This window comes from Corynebacterium sp. HMSC076G08 (assembly GCF_001811515.1).
Lineage (GTDB): Bacteria > Actinomycetota > Actinomycetes > Mycobacteriales > Mycobacteriaceae > Corynebacterium > Corynebacterium hiratae.
The window spans coordinates 24,224-39,389 of the sequence record NZ_KV805068.1 but is presented as its reverse complement, the minus strand read 5'-3'; the positions used below and the strand labels follow the sequence as shown (position 1 = coordinate 39,389).

Sequence of the window (15,166 nt, the reverse complement as noted above, 5' to 3'; positions counted from 1 at the left end):
GACACCTTTCGCTTCGACGCTATCTCAGCGAGTGGCCGGTTCCCGGCTACTCCTAGAAATTAGCCCTGGAAGCGCGGGAATGCGGAGCGGCCGGCGTAGACGGCTGCGTCGCTGAGCTCCTGCTCGATGCGCAGCAGCTGGTTGTACTTGGCCACGCGCTCAGAACGTGCCGGGGCACCGGTCTTGATCTGGCCGCAGTTGAGGGCAACCGCGAGGTCAGCAATGGTGGTGTCCTCGGTCTCGCCGGAACGGTGGGACATCATGGTGCGGTAGCCGTTGCGGTGAGCCAGCTCGACGGCGTCGAAGGTCTCGGTCAGGGTGCCGATCTGGTTAACCTTCACCAGCAGTGCGTTGGCTGCCTTCTTCTCGATGCCCTCCTGGAGGCGGGCCGGGTTGGTGACGAAGAAGTCATCGCCCACGATCTGGACCTTGTCACCGATGGCTGCGGTGAGCTTGGTGTAGCCCTCCCAGTCATCTTCCTGCAGCGGGTCCTCGATGGAGACGATCGGGTAGTTGGCAACGAGATCCTCGTAGACCTTGGCCATCTCCTCAGCGGTGTGCTCGCCGCCCTCGAAGTGGTACTTGCCATCCTTAAAGAACTCGGAGGAAGCAACGTCGAGTGCCAGAGCAATGTCCTCGCCCGGCTTCAGACCGGCCTTCTTGATTGCGTCAACGATGAGGTCGAGTGCAGCCTTGGTGGACTCGACGGACGGAGCGAAGCCGCCCTCGTCGCCCAGACCGGTGGACAGTCCCTTGTCCTTGATGACGTTCTTGAGGGCGTGGTAGACCTCAGTACCCTGGCGCAGCGCCTCGGAGAAGGACTCTGCGCCGATCGGAGCAATCATGAACTCCTGGACATCCACGCCGGAATCAGCGTGGGAGCCACCGTTGAGAATATTCATCATCGGAACGGGCAGGACGTGAGCGTTCGGGCCACCGACGTAGCGGTAGAGCGGCAGGCCAGCAGACTCGGCAGCAGCCTTGGCAGCGGCAATGGAGACGCCCAGGATGGCGTTGGCGCCGAGGCGGGACTTGTTATCAGTACCGTCCAGCTTGATGAGGGCCTGGTCGATCAGGCGCTGGTCATCGGCCTCAAAGCCGGCAAGTTCATCAGCAATCTCTTCGTTGACGTTTTCAACTGCCTTGAGAACACCCTTGCCCAAGTAGCGGTCACCCCCGTCACGCAACTCGTGAGCCTCGTGAACACCGGTGGAAGCGCCAGACGGAACGCCGGCCACACCGCGTGCTCCATCGTCGAGGAATACTTCAGCCTCAACGGTGGGGTTGCCGCGGGAATCAAGAATTTCGCGTGCCATTACGTGGATGATGTCAGCCATGCTGCTTTCACTCCTATAGAGCCAAATTGATCTTGGGTTCGTGTTCTGGGAGGGGCTCCCAAACCACCTGCAGCCAATTGTTCCAGAAAACTTCGGAACGTGTCGGGCGGAAACGGACAACGTGATAAAGATCTAGAAAGGCGCTAGGACGTCGCAGGCTGTTCGATGGCATAGGAATTCGCCGCAGCGGCCACTTTACGCAGGTAATCCTCGGATTGGTTGTAATTGAGGATGGCTGAGCGCCAGCCTTCCGGCGTCGAAAGGTCTCTATCGCCGAAACACAACAAGGCGGCAGCGCCCAGCGCGGCATCATCGATTTGATTTGGATCGGCTACGCCATCACCGTTGGCGTCGCGACCAAAATGCTCCCACGAAGACGGGATGAATTGCATGGGGCCTACCGCCCGATCAAACTCAGTATCGCCATCAAACACGCCGCCATCGCTGTCCGGAACGTGGGTGGTGTTGTTCGTACCGTCGAGAGGGATACCCACGATGGGCGGCTCGGGGTGACCGTTCTCATCGAGTGAAGAACGGTGGAATATATTGCCGTTATAGGTCCCGTGACGGGTTTCCACCCAGCCAATCCCGGCGAGGGTATTCCAGCGCAGATTGCAGTTCGGCCACGACTGCCGCGCGATCAATTCGGCGTTGCCATAGGCCCGCAAAGCTTGGGCGGGGATGCTGGTGGCGTCGGCAAGCTGATCAGACCACCACGTCAACTTGTCCGCGGTGCGCCCTGGCGCTTCGACATCAATATTGGGCACCTCTGCCCCACCGACGGGTGGAAGATCCTCCGGAACGGGGGACAGCTGCCGGAACGGGGAAGGCTTATCAAGGAAGGAAAGACTCCACGCCACCAGGGAAATGATCAGAATGATGGCCAAGACAATGCCGAGGCCACAGCCCCCAATCCTCCGTAGCCCCTGTGTCATAAAGGTGAATACTACAGACGGTTTCACGTGTGGGTTAGACCGACACAGAGGGCGCCGCTTGGCGACGAAAGGAACCTAGCTAAGCAAAAATATTTTGAGTAATTATGTCAAAGTATTCCCATGCGTAACATTGTGCGCTACACTGCACCGATGAACGGTCCGCCGCGCCTACGCCGGTCCTGCACGTTCTTTCAACGCCCTTTCTTCAATCTCAAGGAGTTCCATGTTCATCCGCCGTATCGCTGCCACCGCTGCCGCTGTTGTCACCCTGGGTGCTGTCGTGCCCGCCACCGCGTCCGCCGCATCCCTCGAGGAGTTGGGCGGCTTCCTTTCCCAAGGCATCCAGAATGCTGACTGCAACACCCTCCGCAGCACCCTGACGCTGATGGATCAGGCGACCGAGGGCGAGCTGCTCGGCCCGGACACCACCCGCAACCAGCTATCAAAGAACCTCATGGCTCTGGGCAACACCGAGGAACTCGGCCCGCTGGCCCTCGCCGCTGTGAAGTACTCCGGCCAGACCGCTGACCGTGCCCTCGAGTGCAAGATCGTTAAGGAAGACACCATCGTCACCGGCGGCACTGGCCTGTCCTCCACGCTCACCGACTACGCTCCTCTGCTGTCCTCCATCATCCAGAAGGGCTAGTCCTTTTCTCGGGCCTTACCTTCGGCCCACAGGCGCTCCTGCTCCTCTACCTCCACGACGTCCTCCGTGCCGTCAAAAAGGTAGGGCGCGCGGGAGCGCATTTTGTTGACGAAGGACATGGCGACGTCATCGAGGCTAAAAGCTCCGCGGCGCGCCGCTATCTCGGCATGGAAAAGGACTTGTAAGAAAACATCACCGAGTTCCTTGAGCAGCTCGGCCTCAGAGGCGCGCTCCCGCACCGCCTCGGCGAACTCCGCGGACTCTTCCTCCAGATACGGCAGCAAGCTCTCATGGGTTTGATCGCGCTCCCACTCCCCGATGCGCCGGGCCCGCGTCATCACCTCGCGCGCCTGCCACATCGGCTCCTCCAGGGAGGGGGCAAGGATGAGCTCCGCGTGGGCGTCGATAAGCGCGCGCACCTGCGGGTGGGACGGATCTGTGCTCACCACAACACCGTGGCCTGCCGGATCCTCACCGCACAGGAGCTGGTCGAAATTCCACCGCACCTTCACCGGTACTTCATCGGTAAAAACAACAGGTCCCTGCAGTTTTCCAACGGCCTCCAGAGGGATTAGGGTGGGCCAGCGCGGATCTAACAACAGGACAGTCATAAGCAACGAGTATAGGTCCCGGGTTCCATGAGCTTTCGCTGCAGTTGCACAAAAGCCCGCCTTAAGGGGTATTTTTAACCAATGACCACTTCCAATCTCACCGAATCGCCGCGCACGCACTCCGTGACGCTGTGGACGCTTGTCGCGCTCATCATCGGTTCCACGGTGGGCGCGGGTATCTTCTCTCTCCCGCAAAACATCGCCTCCGTCGCCGGCCCGGGCGCCATGCTCATCGGCTGGCTCATCGCCGGCGTGGGCATGCTCTCCGTCGCCTTCGTCTTCCAAATCCTGGCGCACCGCAAGCCGCACCTCGACTCCGGTGTGTACTCCTATGTCCGCGCCGGCTTAGGTGATTTCATCGGCTTCACCTCCGGTTGGGGCTACTGGCTGGGCTCCGTGATGGCCCAGGTCGGCTACGCCACATTGTTCTTCAACACCATCGGCCACTACGTCCCCCTCTTTGACGCCGACCACCGCTGGGTTTCCGCCATTGCGGTGTCTTTGCTGTCGTGGGGTATTTTTGCGGTGCTGGCCCGCGGCATTAAGCAGGCGGCCATCATGAACATGGTCACCTCCGTGGCCAAGATCGTGCCCATCGTGGCCTTCATCGTCATCCTCGCTTTCGTGGGATTTAGCTGGGACAAGTTCACCCTGGATATCTGGGGCAAGGCTTCTGATAAGTCCCTCTTTGAGCAGGTGCAGGGAATCATGCTCTTCACCGTGTGGGTCTTCATCGGCGTGGAGGGCGCTTCGGTCTACTCCAAGCAGGCTCGCACGCGTGCCGACGTCGGCCGCGCCACCGTCATCGGCTTCATCAGCGTCTTGGCGCTGCTGGTGTCCGTGTCCACGCTGAGCTTCGGCGTCCTTACCCAGGAAGAGCTCGCAGCGCTTCCGGATAACTCGATGGCCTCCGTGCTCACCGCCGCGGTCGGCGAATGGGGCGGCGCGCTCATCTCCCTCGGCCTGTGCCTTTCCGTGCTTGGCGCCTATGTGTCCTGGCAGATGCTGTGCGCGGAGCCTATCGTCATGATGGCTGTCGATGGTCTTCTCCCCCGCAAGATCGGCACCGTGAACATCGCCGGCGCGCCCTGGGTTGCGCAGCTGATTTCTACGCTGACGATTCAGCTCTTCGTCATCGTCTTCTTCCTCAACGAGACGTCCTATAACGCAATGGTGCAGCTGGCCACCATCATGTACCTGCTGCCTTACATCTTCTCCTCGCTGTACCTGGTGCTCTTGGCGGTGCGCGGCAAGGGGCTAACCCACCCGCATGCCGGGGTGCGCTTCGACTTGTCTGGCCCGGAGGTGAGCCGCCGTGAGAACCGCCGCCACCTCTACATCGGCCTCGTCGCCTTCATTTATTCCGTCTGGCTCATTTACGCCGCCGACCCGGTCTACGTGCTGCTTGGCGCGCTGGCTGTGGTCCCGAGCATGATCCCTTACGTGGCCACACGCTTGCACAAGAAGGAGCGCGTGTTTAACACCTTCGAATGGTGCGTTGTGGCGCTGGTGATCGTCGGCGCTGTCGCCGCGGTGTGGGGCTTGGGCACTGGGCGTCTCGTTCTCTAGAACACCTCAGGTGCTGAGCGGTGCGAGAGCACCGCGTACGTGATGCAGCTTGCGAGCCACATCACGTGGCCGATGCCGCTGATAACGAGGAGGATGCCGCCGGTGATTGTGGCCGCTTCCTCGTTGCCAAACCACCACGTCGGTACGGTGGCCGGTCCGATATCTCCAAAATCCGGCAGGTTGGCGTTGCCCAGGATGAAGCCGATGAACACCAGGGCCATGGACACCCACGCCCACTCCAGCTTGCTCTCGTAATCACTGCGGATAAAGAGCGGCAGCAGCCCAAGCAACACCCAGACACCAACCAGGATTACCCCAAACATCATCAACATGAAGGTGAGCCAACCACCGTTCTCGCCGCTGAACTTTATGACCAGCGAGACGGGGATGCTGATCAACGCCGCGAACATCCACACCGCCACCATGACGATCCGTTGATTCGCCCGAGGATAGCCAAGGCGGTTGTTCGCGGCGTCCATTACTTCTCTCCTACGCTAATGACGTTTTTCTTAGTCTTAGCACCACTGACGTCAACGTGCTCGAGTTCAAACATCGACGCTAGGAAATCCGCCACCCATTGCAGCAGCTCAATGTCACGCAGCTTGGGGTCTGTGACATTCCGTCCTGCCTTGGGGAAGCTGAGCTGGATTGCTTTAGCCGCCGCACGGTAGTTGGAGCCCGGGTAGAGGCGCTTGAGGCGTACCTGTTTCGAATCCGCCAGCTCCACCGGGTGGACCTTGATGCGCGTGCCCTGCACCGTGATGTCGCTGACCCCAGCCCGGCGGGCCTGGTGGCGCAGGCGGGCCACGGCGAGAAGGCGTTCCACCGGCTCCGGAACGGGGCCGTAGCGGTCCTGCATTTCCTCCACCACGTGTGCCAGGTCCGCGTTGTCTTTGGAGGCTGCGAGCTTGCGGTAAACCTCTAGGCGCAGGCGCTCGGAGTTGATATAGGACTCCGGGATGTGGGCGTCCACCGGCAGGTCGATGCGGATTTCCTTCGGCCCTTCGTCCGTGACCACGGGGGTCTCCCCACGCGCGAGCGCCTTGAAGGTCTCCACCGCCTCACCGACAAGGCGCACGTAGAGGTCGAAGCCCACGCCGGCGATGTGGCCGGACTGCTCCGCGCCCAGCACGTTGCCGGCACCGCGCATCTCAAGGTCCTTCATGGCCACGGCCATGCCCGCGCCCAGATCGTTGTTCTGGGCGATGGTGGCCAGACGGTCATAGGAGGTCTCCGTCAGCGTGGCGCCCTTCGGGTAGAGGAAGTAGGCATAGCCGCGCTCGCGGGAGCGGCCCACGCGCCCGCGCAGCTGGTGGAGCTGGGATAGACCCATGTGGTGGGCGTTTTCCACGATGAGGGTATTCGCATTAGCGATATCCAGACCGGTCTCCACGATGGTGGTACATACCAGCACGTCGAACTCGCGGTCCCAGAAACCTTGGACGGTGCGTTCAAGCACGTCCTCGTTCATCTGGCCGTGTGCGACGACGATGCGCGCCTCCGGCACCAGGTCCCGCAGTTCGCGGGCCTTCTTTTCGATGTCGGCGACTTTGTTGTGGATGAAGAAAACTTGGCCGTCGCGCAGCAGCTCGCGGCGGATGGCCGCTGCCACCTGCTTATCCTCATACGCGCCCACATAGGTCAGGACCGGGTGACGGTCCTCCGGAGGCGTCAAAATCGTAGACATTTCACGGATGCCCGCCATGGACATCTCCAAGGTGCGTGGAATCGGTGTCGCGGACATGGTGAGCACATCCACGCTGGCTTTGAGCGCCTTGATGTGCTCCTTGTGCTCCACGCCGAAGCGCTGCTCCTCATCCACCACGATGAGGCCCAAGTTCTTCCACTGCACGCCCGTTTGCAGCAGGCGGTGGGTGCCGATGACGATGTCCACGGAACCATCCGCCAAGCCGGCGAGAATCTCCTTGGACTCCTTGGCCGAGGTAAAGCGCGAGAGGACCTCAATATCCACCGGAAAGCCCTGCATGCGCTCGCGGAAGGTATCGGCGTGCTGTTGCGCCAGCAGAGTCGTGGGCACGAGGACCGCCACCTGCTTACCGTCCTGCACGGCCTTGAAGGCCGCGCGCACCGCAACCTCGGTCTTGCCATAGCCCACATCGCCGACGACCACGCGGTCCATCGGCACCGTGGATTCCATATCCTGCTTGACGGCATCGATGGCCAGCATTTGGTCTTCAGTCTCGACGAAGGGGAAATTATCCTCCATCTCCGCCTGCCACGGCGTATCGGGCCCAAACTGGTGGCCAGGGGCTGCCTGGCGCTTGGCATAAAGCTCCACCAGCTCACCGGCGATCTCACGCACCGCGGCACGCGCCTTCTTCTTGGTGTTCTTCCAATCCGAGCCGCCCATCTTGGACAGCGTCGGCGCCTCACCGCCGGTGTATTTGCTCAACAGATCCAACGAATCCATGGGCACCCACAGCTGGTCGGCCGGCTGACCGCGCTTGGACGCCGCATACTCCAGCACGATGTACTCGCGGCGCGACGTCTCATCACCGGACTGTACGGTGCGTTCGGCCATCTTGAGGAACTTGCCGATGCCATGGGTCTCATGCACCACGTAATCCCCCTGCTTCAGGGCGAGGGGATCCACGCGGTTGCGGCGCTTTGCTGGGCGACGCTTCGCACCCGCAATATCACCGACGCGGTTACCCGTCAGATCAGTTTCCGTAATAACCACGAGCGGCAGCGCTTCAGCATCCTTCAGCTTGCGCACCTTTGGGAAAACCAGACCCGCATGGGACAAGGCCTGATAGAGGGTGACCTCGCCGGGGCTCGGCTCCCACCCAGGCGTGGCCACCTTGGTGGGAATCCCCTTCTCCGCGAAACGCTCCACCATGCGCTTGATCGCACCCTGGGCAGGAGCAATAAACGCAGCCCGCCCACCAGCGGTGGTGTGCGCTAGAAGCTGCGCCATCATCGCATCAATCTCTGAGATATCACCGCGTGGGGTAGGTCCGGGCTCAAAATCCAGCGGCAGAGTCTCCGATTCAGCGGCGGCGAACATCCCCGGCGGGGCAAAAGTCCACAGCGGGGCCTCGATATTCCGGCACGTCGCCTCAAGCGACTCATAGGAGCGGTAACTCGACGCCGAGGTATCCAAGCCCTCGGCAGCCAGCGGACCATCCGCGCCCATCGCGGCGGCCTCCCAGCCAGCAGCCAAGAACTCCGCATCGGTGGATTCCAGGTCCGCAATGCGCGTGCGGATCTTTTCCGGTGCCACGAGCACCACGTGCGTGCCCGCCGTGAGGAGTTCGGGGAGGGTGACAAAGGGGTCGTCGGCTAGCACGGCAAGCAACGCCTCCATACCGTCGGCAGGGATGTGCTCGCCTACCTTGGTCAGCAGTTCTGCCAGAGCCGCATTCCCGCCAAACTTCTGAGCCAGCTCACGGGCGCGTGCGGCAACCTCATTAGTAATCGGCAGCTCGCGAGCGGGATAGATGGCGACCTCGCCGACCTCAATCTCCGGGATGGCGCGCTGATCCGCCACGGAGAACTGGCGGATATCGGTAATCTCATCGCCCCAGAACTCCACACGCACCGGGTAGTCCGAGGTGGTGGGGAAAACATCGAGGATGCCGCCGCGCGTGGCGTACTCGCCGCGCTTGGCCACCATATCCACGTGCTTGTAGGCGCGAAACTCCAACTCCGAAAGGATATGTGAGAGCTCGTGCTCAGCTTCTTCCTTCAGGAAGATGGGCTCGCGGCCTTCCACTTTGCTCAGGATAGGCTGGCAATACCCGCGGGCAGAGGTCACCACCACTTGGGCTTTGCCCGCCCCCACTAGGTCGAGCACACGCGCGCGCTTGCCGACGATATCCGGGGCCGGCGACAGCCGCTCATGCGGCAACGTCTCCCACGCGGGAAAGTAGGCGACCTTATCCCCCAGCATGGCTGCCAGCTCTGCGGTGAGGTCCTCCGCCTCACGCCCGGAGGCAGTCACCACCAGCACCGGCGCGTGGTGAGCCAGCGTGCCAATGGCCCAGGGGCGCGCCTGGTCGATGCCCGTGATGTGCAGCGACGGTGTGCCCACTTGAGTAGCGAGACCTTTGAGTTTCGGATCTGAGGCGGCTACTTTGAGCAGCCCGCCCAGCATCGGCGTTGCCACCTACTTGGCTCCCTTCAACTTCGGTGCTGCTTCCATGCCAGAAAGACCATTCCAGCACAAATTGACGATGTGCGCTGCGACTGTCTCGCGCGAAGGCTCGCGCTCATCTAGCCACCACTGGGCCGTGGTGGCCACCATGCCGACGAGCGCTTGGCCGTAGAGCACCGACAGCTCGGGGTCGAGACCGCGGTGTTCGAAGGCCTCACCGAGGATATGCGCAATCTGATTTACCGCTGTGTTCAACAGCGTGGAGAAGCTACGCTCCTCCCCTGGCTTGGAGTCGCGCACGAGGATTAAGAAACCATCGGTCTCCTCCTCCACGTAGGTCAGCAAAGCGACGACCCCCTGCTCGATGCGCTGGCGCCACGAACCCGTCTGCAGTGATTCCGTGACGACCTTTTCCAAAGCGACGAGCTCGCGGTCGATGACGACGGCGTACAGGCCTTCCTTGCCGCCGAAGTGCTCATAGACCACCGGCTTGGACACGCCGGCGCGCGCGGCGATGTCTTCCACGCTGGCACCATCGAAGCCGCGTTCTGCGAAGGCCGCGCGCCCAATGGAGATCAATTGCTCACGGCGCTCACGCCCGGTCATCCTTTGTCGAACCATGCCTTCTACTGTATCTCCCCCACCGGACATCGCCCTCACCAGCCAAGAGCGCCGGCAGCAACGTGAAGGTCGGCCACCTGTTTAGGTCTCGTGTACACCCGTCAGGTAACATGTCCCCCAGCGCTCACTACAGTGTGCGCAGTTTCCCCATGGTGTAATCGGCAACACTACGGTTTTTGGTACCGTCATTCTAGGTTCGAGTCCTGGTGGGGAAGCTGATTAAGGTGACCCGTTGACCGGCGTATTTGCTGGTTGCGGGCCATTTTTGCGTTTGATCCCGGTTGCTTTGGCGACGTTTGGCGACCTGCGGAAACGGTTCAATCTCCGTCAATTCTCCGTCATTTGTCCGTCACGGATTTGGCCTAGTTTTCGCTCCCCAGCCTCTAGTCTGTGAGTTCTGTCACTATCACACTACTACGCTTGCTGTAGTACTACTACTCATGTAGCATTAGAGGTGTAAGGCAGAGAGCCACAAAAGAAAAGGACACAGACCAATGACCACCGCAGCACAGGCCCGCTACATCGAATCCCTCCGCGACAACCGCGACGCCCTCACCATCGACGACGACCACATCCAGGACAACATCGACCTGATTAACCAGCGCCTCGTCCGCTTCGGCAAGACCGTCGACCAGGAAGCCCTCAACGACTGGATGGAAAGCCTCATCGAGGTACACAACCACGAGTTGGAGTGCAACCTCGACGAGCTGACCACCGCGCAGGCCAGCGACCTGATTGAATCCCTGAAGGACGGCTACCACCCGGCCCTCATCGCCAACCTCAACGAGGTCGCCATCCACGTCATGCCGTACATCATCAAGCAGCTGGAGGCCTACATCGCCGAGCGCGTCGAGGACGTTGAGGCACAGATCCAGCGCGCCGAGCAGGTCGCCGACGGCGCCGACGTTGCCCACGGCCCCATCCTCGACGACATGGTCGAAGACGCCGTCGCCATCTACGACACCATCCAGATTCAGCAGGCCTTCGGCGTGCAGGGTGACTGCGAGACCACCATCATCAACGAGCAGGCCATGGAGCGCCTGGAGGCTCGCCTCAAGGAGGCCGAGAAGCGGCTCAACAACCGCACCGGCACCCGCGTGGCGGCGGATGTGGTGCGCCGCGCCAGCATGAGCATCCTGGCCGGGGATGCCGAGCGCGACCTGATGCGCCGCTACATCATCTCCTCCACCAACGCGATGGCCGCGATGGCCAAGAAGGGAGCATAAGCATGGGCCAGGATGAATTGCTCGCCCGGGTGGTGGGGATTGACCGCCAGGTGCAAGACGCCGAGGACGCACTGGCCGGGTTGAAGCGTGAGCGTGCGGAGGCCACCCGCGCCGCCCTAGATAGTGGCGTGACTCAGTACAGGGTGGCGCAGGCGACGGGGCGTCAGCAGTCTGCCGTTGCGCAGTGGAAGAAGATGCTTTAGGCTCAGTGGTGTTCCCCGCATTAGCGGGGGTGAGCCGTTGCTGATGCTCAGGCATTCAGGAAAGCTCGAACCTTCCCCGCCTCGGCGGGGGTGAGCAGTTGTCGATGTTCAATACATTGCACTGCAGCTCAATTTTCCCTGCGTTAGCAGGGGTGAGCCGTTGCTGATGTTCAATCATCATGCAGATTGCTCTTATTCCCCGCGTCAGCGGGGATTTTTTAATGCCCGAAAACGCAGAAAAGGACCCCCACCCGGCATAGGGTGAGGGTCAAAATTCAAAGACTTTCACAAGCCTAGTCAGCATCCGGGTAGGTCGATATTTTCCACTCGGGGTAGGTCATCATCGGCGGCGGCGGCAGGGTTATGTCCTTCTCCACAGCCCAGAATTGCAGCTTGCGCCAGTACCCGGCCACGTAAAGCTGATACTCATGGTGTGACTTGTCCTTGGCGCGTAGCTCCCCCACCTCCTCATCCAGGCGCTGAATCGTCTCCTCCATCCGGTCGAGGCGCCGCGCATCACTGGCCTCGTCTGCCGCAATAGCCGCCTGCTTGTGGCGGGTGAGTGCCTTGCTGGCTGCGCCTATGATGCCGCCGTAATTCTCCGCCGCCTTGGAGAACAGCCCTGATACGAAGGCGAGGATGATAGCGATGGAGAGGAAGAAACCCAGGGGGTTCTTGGAGCCGGATAGGAACGTGAGGATTTCGTCAATCTGCACTATGCTCCTTCCGGTTTTTCGCGACTGCCATGCGGACGGTTAAGGCCCAGGCGATGACTCCCCAGATGAAAGCGGCACTGAGGTACAAGGTGAGATAGCGCCAGTCGTCTATCGTGTCATCCATATAGACGTTGTCCACGACCATGAGAGCGAAGGCAAGGTAGATAGCCGCCGACAGCATCGCCCCTGAGCGCACGATATTATCCCGCTTGGTGACCAGCCCCGCCGTGATGACCAGGGCGGCGACGACACAGGCTAGTCCCCAGGCGAAGGCCGGGCCAATACTGTCTATCTCGAAGACGCCGGTGCCGGGCCTGCTGTCACCGAACAGGTAGTCGAGGCCGCGTGACGCCTCTTGGAAGGCGAGCGCGGCGATAATGAGCCGTAGGGTGCGGGTCACGGCGTCACTCCGCTGCTGTGGTGGGGCCGGTGTAGACCGGCAGGCTTGGGGCCGTAGCCTCGGCTTCTGCGGCCTGGGCTTGCTCCGCCAACCGGCCCGCCATGGACGGGGTCACCCCATCAATCGTGAGGCGGTTAACCAGAGTAGTCAGCACGAAGCCGACACCGCCAGCCACGGCAATAAACCACGCCGGGGCCTCAGCCAGATACACCGGCAGGATACCCGCCAACCACGCCAGTGCCTGCAACACCAGCATGATGGTGCCTTTGAAGCGTAGCCACCAGGGCTGAGCCACAAGCTCAGCGGCGACGGCCTCCGCTACCTGCTCCCCTACCGTGGTGAAGATTGGATTCTTGTAGTGCTTGGCCATTTACTTCTTCCTCCGCTTCAATTCGTCCACGTCCGCCTGAAGTTGCGCGAGCTGGAGTCGGATTGCCGCAAGTGCATCGACCGGAGTCAGGTTGCGGCCCTGACTGTCCTGCCCTAACTGAGACCAGCCCTTACCGGCAGGGCCTCTCAATTGCGTCCATATTTCCTGAATCGCATCAAACTGCGGGCCGAAAAAACCGCTGATGAAAGCCCTTGTGTGGGCATTAACTTGCTCTACCGCGTTCATGGTGACGCTACTCCCTCCAGTGGTCTTAGCCGGTTGCTTTGGTGTGGTCTTGCCGGTCATTTGGTCGTACCAGTACTGGGCGCGCCGAATGTACTGGTCGTGGTACTTATGGCCGGGGCGTAGGTGATACGGGCAAGCGGTGGAACCACCAGACTCAATACTGTGGAACCTGACGTTCTTGCCTGACTCTGGCCTGCCCAGCTTGTAGTAGCGGCACAGTGCGGCCACAAGGTGCGCGCCTGCTTCACGGGTGGCCTCCGAGATGGGCCAATCCTCGCTAGGGCCACCACTATTAGAGTGCTCAATGCTGATAGAGCGCTGGTTGGAGTACAAGTTTGCGTTACTCCACGCGGTATCGGAATCGTTGACGGCTTGGCCAATCATTCCGGTTGGGGAGATGGCGTAGTGGGCACTGGCGGGCCGGTCTTGCCACACCCTTACGCAGTCGTCGATGTCACCAATCATGGCCATGTGGTGCAGAGTGACGAACTCAATTTTTGCCCCGCCCCTGCCTGGTGTGTAGTGCTTTCGGAGCAGGTTATATTTGTCCGGCTCCACGTTCATCCAGTCCATACTGTGCCCTCCTTTAGGTATAAGAAAAGCCGCCCGAAGGCGGCGGTCAGTGGGGGTGTGTGGTTAGAGCTTTGTCCAGTAGTCGGTGGCGGTGTCTGGTCTGCGGTCGTCGCGTGTGGTGTGGAGGCGTTGGCAGACGTAGAGGGCACCGTTGTAGAGGCGTGTGGTGCCTTTGGTGATGAGTTCGCCTTCCCGCCATTCTGGGACTGTGGGGGCTGGCTCCACCGGCTCGTCTGGGGCGTCCGGCTCGGTAGGCTCGTCGGGTTCGGTAATCAGCCCCGGGGCGTCCTCGCCCTCGGTATTAATCGGCTCGTCACGCAGGAAGTCACGCGTCACGTCTTCCCAGCCGGAGAAAATTTCGCCTGGTGTTTTCGCATTCTGCCCAAGGCGGCGGTTTCGCCACAGCTTCCCGTCGTGGGAAACAAGCGCTGCTGGCGGGTATGCGGTGGCCCGGCTGGTGGGCTTGGCCCACGCGGCAACCTTCTCAACGAGCTGGTCAATGCTGGTTTCCGGCTCCACCTCCGTCGAAAACTGGGGCTTCAACTCGGGGTGGGTTTCCCAGAGTTCCTTAGCGTCCTCAGCGCGGGCCTGCTCCACAGCCGGTGCTGCTTTGCGGCGGTCGTATTCGTCACCACACACCCAGCCGAAAAGGTCAAAAAAATCGGCCTCGTCGAGGTTGCTGATGGTGGTCTTGAGGTCTTGTACAGACATAAAGTTTTCTCCTTAGATTGGTGTTAGATATGTAGCTGAATACCGCAGTGTGGTTTCCGGTTTCTCCCCATTAACCTGCATGAAGAATCGGTCTCCAGTATTGATGCGGAGTGTGGCGGTCACCGTGGGGGCTTGCAAGGAGGTCACGGGCGCGGATTCCAAAAAGAACGCATTAACGGAGGGGCTAGCGGCCCTGCGGTAGTACAGGCGTACACCATCACAGTCCACACCGGTCACGGTCACCGACCACACCCCAGCGGGGAGGGTCTGATACACCTGCCCACCAAAAGTCACGGTCTGCCAGCCGCTAGAGGTGACACCACCAACAGCCTTGTCGTACTCCAGCACCACCGGCCCGGGCTTCACTAGACGGAGTGCCATTAGGCACCACCGCCTACGGTGGCTAGACGGTGTAGGTGATGACTCCCCACCCTTTGCCCGAGTAGCCTTGCGGGGTGAGATACCCCCTGCTGTTGATGCCTACTCGGGGTGTGTAGGCACTGGTGGTGGATTGGGCGGACACGGGTGCGTACGTCTGCGATGTGGGCGCGTACTGTTCGGGGAAAGACTCTTGGGTTTCTAGCCCTTCGATGCGTAGCTCCACCACGTTGCCCGTCTTTTTGACAGACCAGCCCGCACCACTGGCGGTCTCTGGGGTGGGGGTGATTTTTCTTAGAGCCATGATGCCACCGCCTTAGCCACGCGGCGGCAGATTCTACGAAGAGAGAGAGAGAGAGAGAGAGAGGAATCCAGTTGATAACGATTTCCGCTTTATCGGTGGGGTTCAGCACACGCACCACAGCGGAACGCTGGCTTAAATCAAGCACACCCGAAACCGAATGAACAGTACCCGGCAAGCCAGATTCCAAAAACCGATCCTTCCCC

At 61.0% G+C, this 15,166-nt stretch carries 17 protein-coding genes; 4 read left to right on the top strand and 13 right to left on the bottom strand.

Features of this window, described 5'->3' with window-relative positions; translation table 11 throughout:
• Positions 1-59: 59 nt before the first annotated feature.
• Together eno and HMPREF2806_RS09690 are read right to left on the bottom strand one after the other, a co-directional pair.
• Entirely contained in the window at positions 60-1,337 is a 1,278-nt protein-coding gene (gene eno / locus HMPREF2806_RS09695) for a phosphopyruvate hydratase (RefSeq protein ID WP_049155525.1), read from the bottom strand.
• 143 nt (positions 1,338-1,480) lie between these two features.
• A complete protein-coding gene (locus HMPREF2806_RS09690; RefSeq protein WP_049155526.1) occupies positions 1,481-2,272 on the bottom strand; it encodes a lytic transglycosylase domain-containing protein in 792 nt (263 codons plus the stop codon).
• Between the two features lie 223 nt (positions 2,273-2,495).
• Here HMPREF2806_RS09690 and HMPREF2806_RS09685 point away from each other — a divergent pair, with 223 nt between their 5' ends.
• The gene (locus HMPREF2806_RS09685; RefSeq protein ID WP_070517578.1) at positions 2,496-2,918 is read left to right on the top strand and encodes a hypothetical protein; all 423 of its coding nucleotides are present in this window, start codon (positions 2,496-2,498) and stop codon (positions 2,916-2,918) included.
• Here the strand turns inward: HMPREF2806_RS09685 and HMPREF2806_RS09680 are convergent.
• Positions 2,915-3,529: a MazG nucleotide pyrophosphohydrolase domain-containing protein gene (locus HMPREF2806_RS09680; RefSeq protein ID WP_046648321.1), complete on the bottom strand. Its 615-nt coding sequence runs from the start codon at positions 3,527-3,529 to the stop codon at positions 2,915-2,917. The genes HMPREF2806_RS09685 and HMPREF2806_RS09680 overlap by 4 nt on opposite strands.
• Before the next feature lie 81 nt (positions 3,530-3,610).
• Between HMPREF2806_RS09680 and HMPREF2806_RS09675 the strand changes: the two genes are divergently transcribed.
• Positions 3,611-5,098 carry an amino acid permease gene (locus HMPREF2806_RS09675; RefSeq protein ID WP_070517576.1) on the top strand — a complete coding sequence of 496 codons (1,488 nt, stop codon included), beginning with the start codon at positions 3,611-3,613 and terminating at the stop codon, positions 5,096-5,098.
• On the opposite strand, the gene HMPREF2806_RS09670 is transcribed toward HMPREF2806_RS09675, so the two are convergent.
• The 3 genes from HMPREF2806_RS09670 to HMPREF2806_RS09660 are packed head-to-tail and all read right to left on the bottom strand — an operon-like array spanning position 5,095 to position 9,836.
• The gene (locus HMPREF2806_RS09670; RefSeq protein ID WP_046648319.1) at positions 5,095-5,577 is read right to left on the bottom strand and encodes a hypothetical protein; all 483 of its coding nucleotides are present in this window, start codon (positions 5,575-5,577) and stop codon (positions 5,095-5,097) included. The genes HMPREF2806_RS09675 and HMPREF2806_RS09670 overlap by 4 nt on opposite strands.
• A complete protein-coding gene (gene mfd, locus HMPREF2806_RS09665) occupies positions 5,577-9,215 on the bottom strand; it encodes a transcription-repair coupling factor (RefSeq protein ID WP_070510324.1) in 3,639 nt (1,212 codons plus the stop codon). Before mfd ends, HMPREF2806_RS09670 begins: the two co-directional genes overlap by 1 nt.
• A gap of 12 nt (positions 9,216-9,227) precedes the next feature.
• Entirely contained in the window at positions 9,228-9,836 is a 609-nt protein-coding gene (locus tag HMPREF2806_RS09660; RefSeq protein WP_046648318.1) for a TetR/AcrR family transcriptional regulator, read from the bottom strand.
• A 494-nt stretch (positions 9,837-10,330) separates the two neighbouring features.
• Here HMPREF2806_RS09660 and HMPREF2806_RS09655 point away from each other — a divergent pair, with 494 nt between their 5' ends.
• Positions 10,331-11,062: a hypothetical protein gene (locus HMPREF2806_RS09655; RefSeq protein ID WP_070517574.1), complete on the top strand. Its 732-nt coding sequence runs from the start codon at positions 10,331-10,333 to the stop codon at positions 11,060-11,062.
• A 2-nt stretch (positions 11,063-11,064) separates the two neighbouring features.
• Entirely contained in the window at positions 11,065-11,265 is a 201-nt protein-coding gene (locus HMPREF2806_RS09650; protein WP_070517572.1) for a hypothetical protein, read from the top strand.
• Positions 11,266-11,558: 293 nt separating this feature from the next.
• Here the strand turns inward: HMPREF2806_RS09650 and HMPREF2806_RS09645 are convergent, their stop codons facing one another.
• The 7 genes from HMPREF2806_RS09645 to HMPREF2806_RS09615 form a co-directional block, all read right to left on the bottom strand.
• Positions 11,559-11,981, bottom strand: coding sequence for a hypothetical protein (locus HMPREF2806_RS09645; RefSeq protein WP_070517570.1), 423 nt, complete (start codon positions 11,979-11,981; stop codon positions 11,559-11,561).
• Positions 11,971-12,381, bottom strand: coding sequence for a hypothetical protein (locus HMPREF2806_RS09640; RefSeq protein ID WP_070517568.1), 411 nt, complete (start codon positions 12,379-12,381; stop codon positions 11,971-11,973). The genes HMPREF2806_RS09645 and HMPREF2806_RS09640 overlap by 11 nt, the downstream gene beginning before the upstream one ends.
• A gap of 4 nt (positions 12,382-12,385) precedes the next feature.
• The gene (locus tag HMPREF2806_RS09635) at positions 12,386-12,751 is read right to left on the bottom strand and encodes a hypothetical protein (protein ID WP_070517567.1); all 366 of its coding nucleotides are present in this window, start codon (positions 12,749-12,751) and stop codon (positions 12,386-12,388) included.
• Positions 12,752-13,570, bottom strand: a complete 819-nt coding sequence (locus HMPREF2806_RS09630; RefSeq protein WP_070517565.1) for a peptidoglycan recognition protein family protein — start codon at positions 13,568-13,570, stop codon at positions 12,752-12,754.
• 63 nt (positions 13,571-13,633) lie between these two features.
• Positions 13,634-14,281 (bottom strand): hypothetical protein, encoded by a 648-nt coding sequence (locus tag HMPREF2806_RS09625; protein WP_070517563.1) that lies wholly within the window; start codon positions 14,279-14,281, stop codon positions 13,634-13,636.
• A 12-nt stretch (positions 14,282-14,293) separates the two neighbouring features.
• On the bottom strand, positions 14,294-14,662 hold the full coding sequence (locus tag HMPREF2806_RS09620; RefSeq protein ID WP_070517561.1) for a hypothetical protein: 369 nt from the start codon (positions 14,660-14,662) through the stop codon (positions 14,294-14,296).
• Between the two features lie 22 nt (positions 14,663-14,684).
• Positions 14,685-14,963, bottom strand: coding sequence for a hypothetical protein (locus tag HMPREF2806_RS09615; protein ID WP_070517559.1), 279 nt, complete (start codon positions 14,961-14,963; stop codon positions 14,685-14,687).
• Positions 14,964-15,166: the final 203 nt, after the last annotated feature.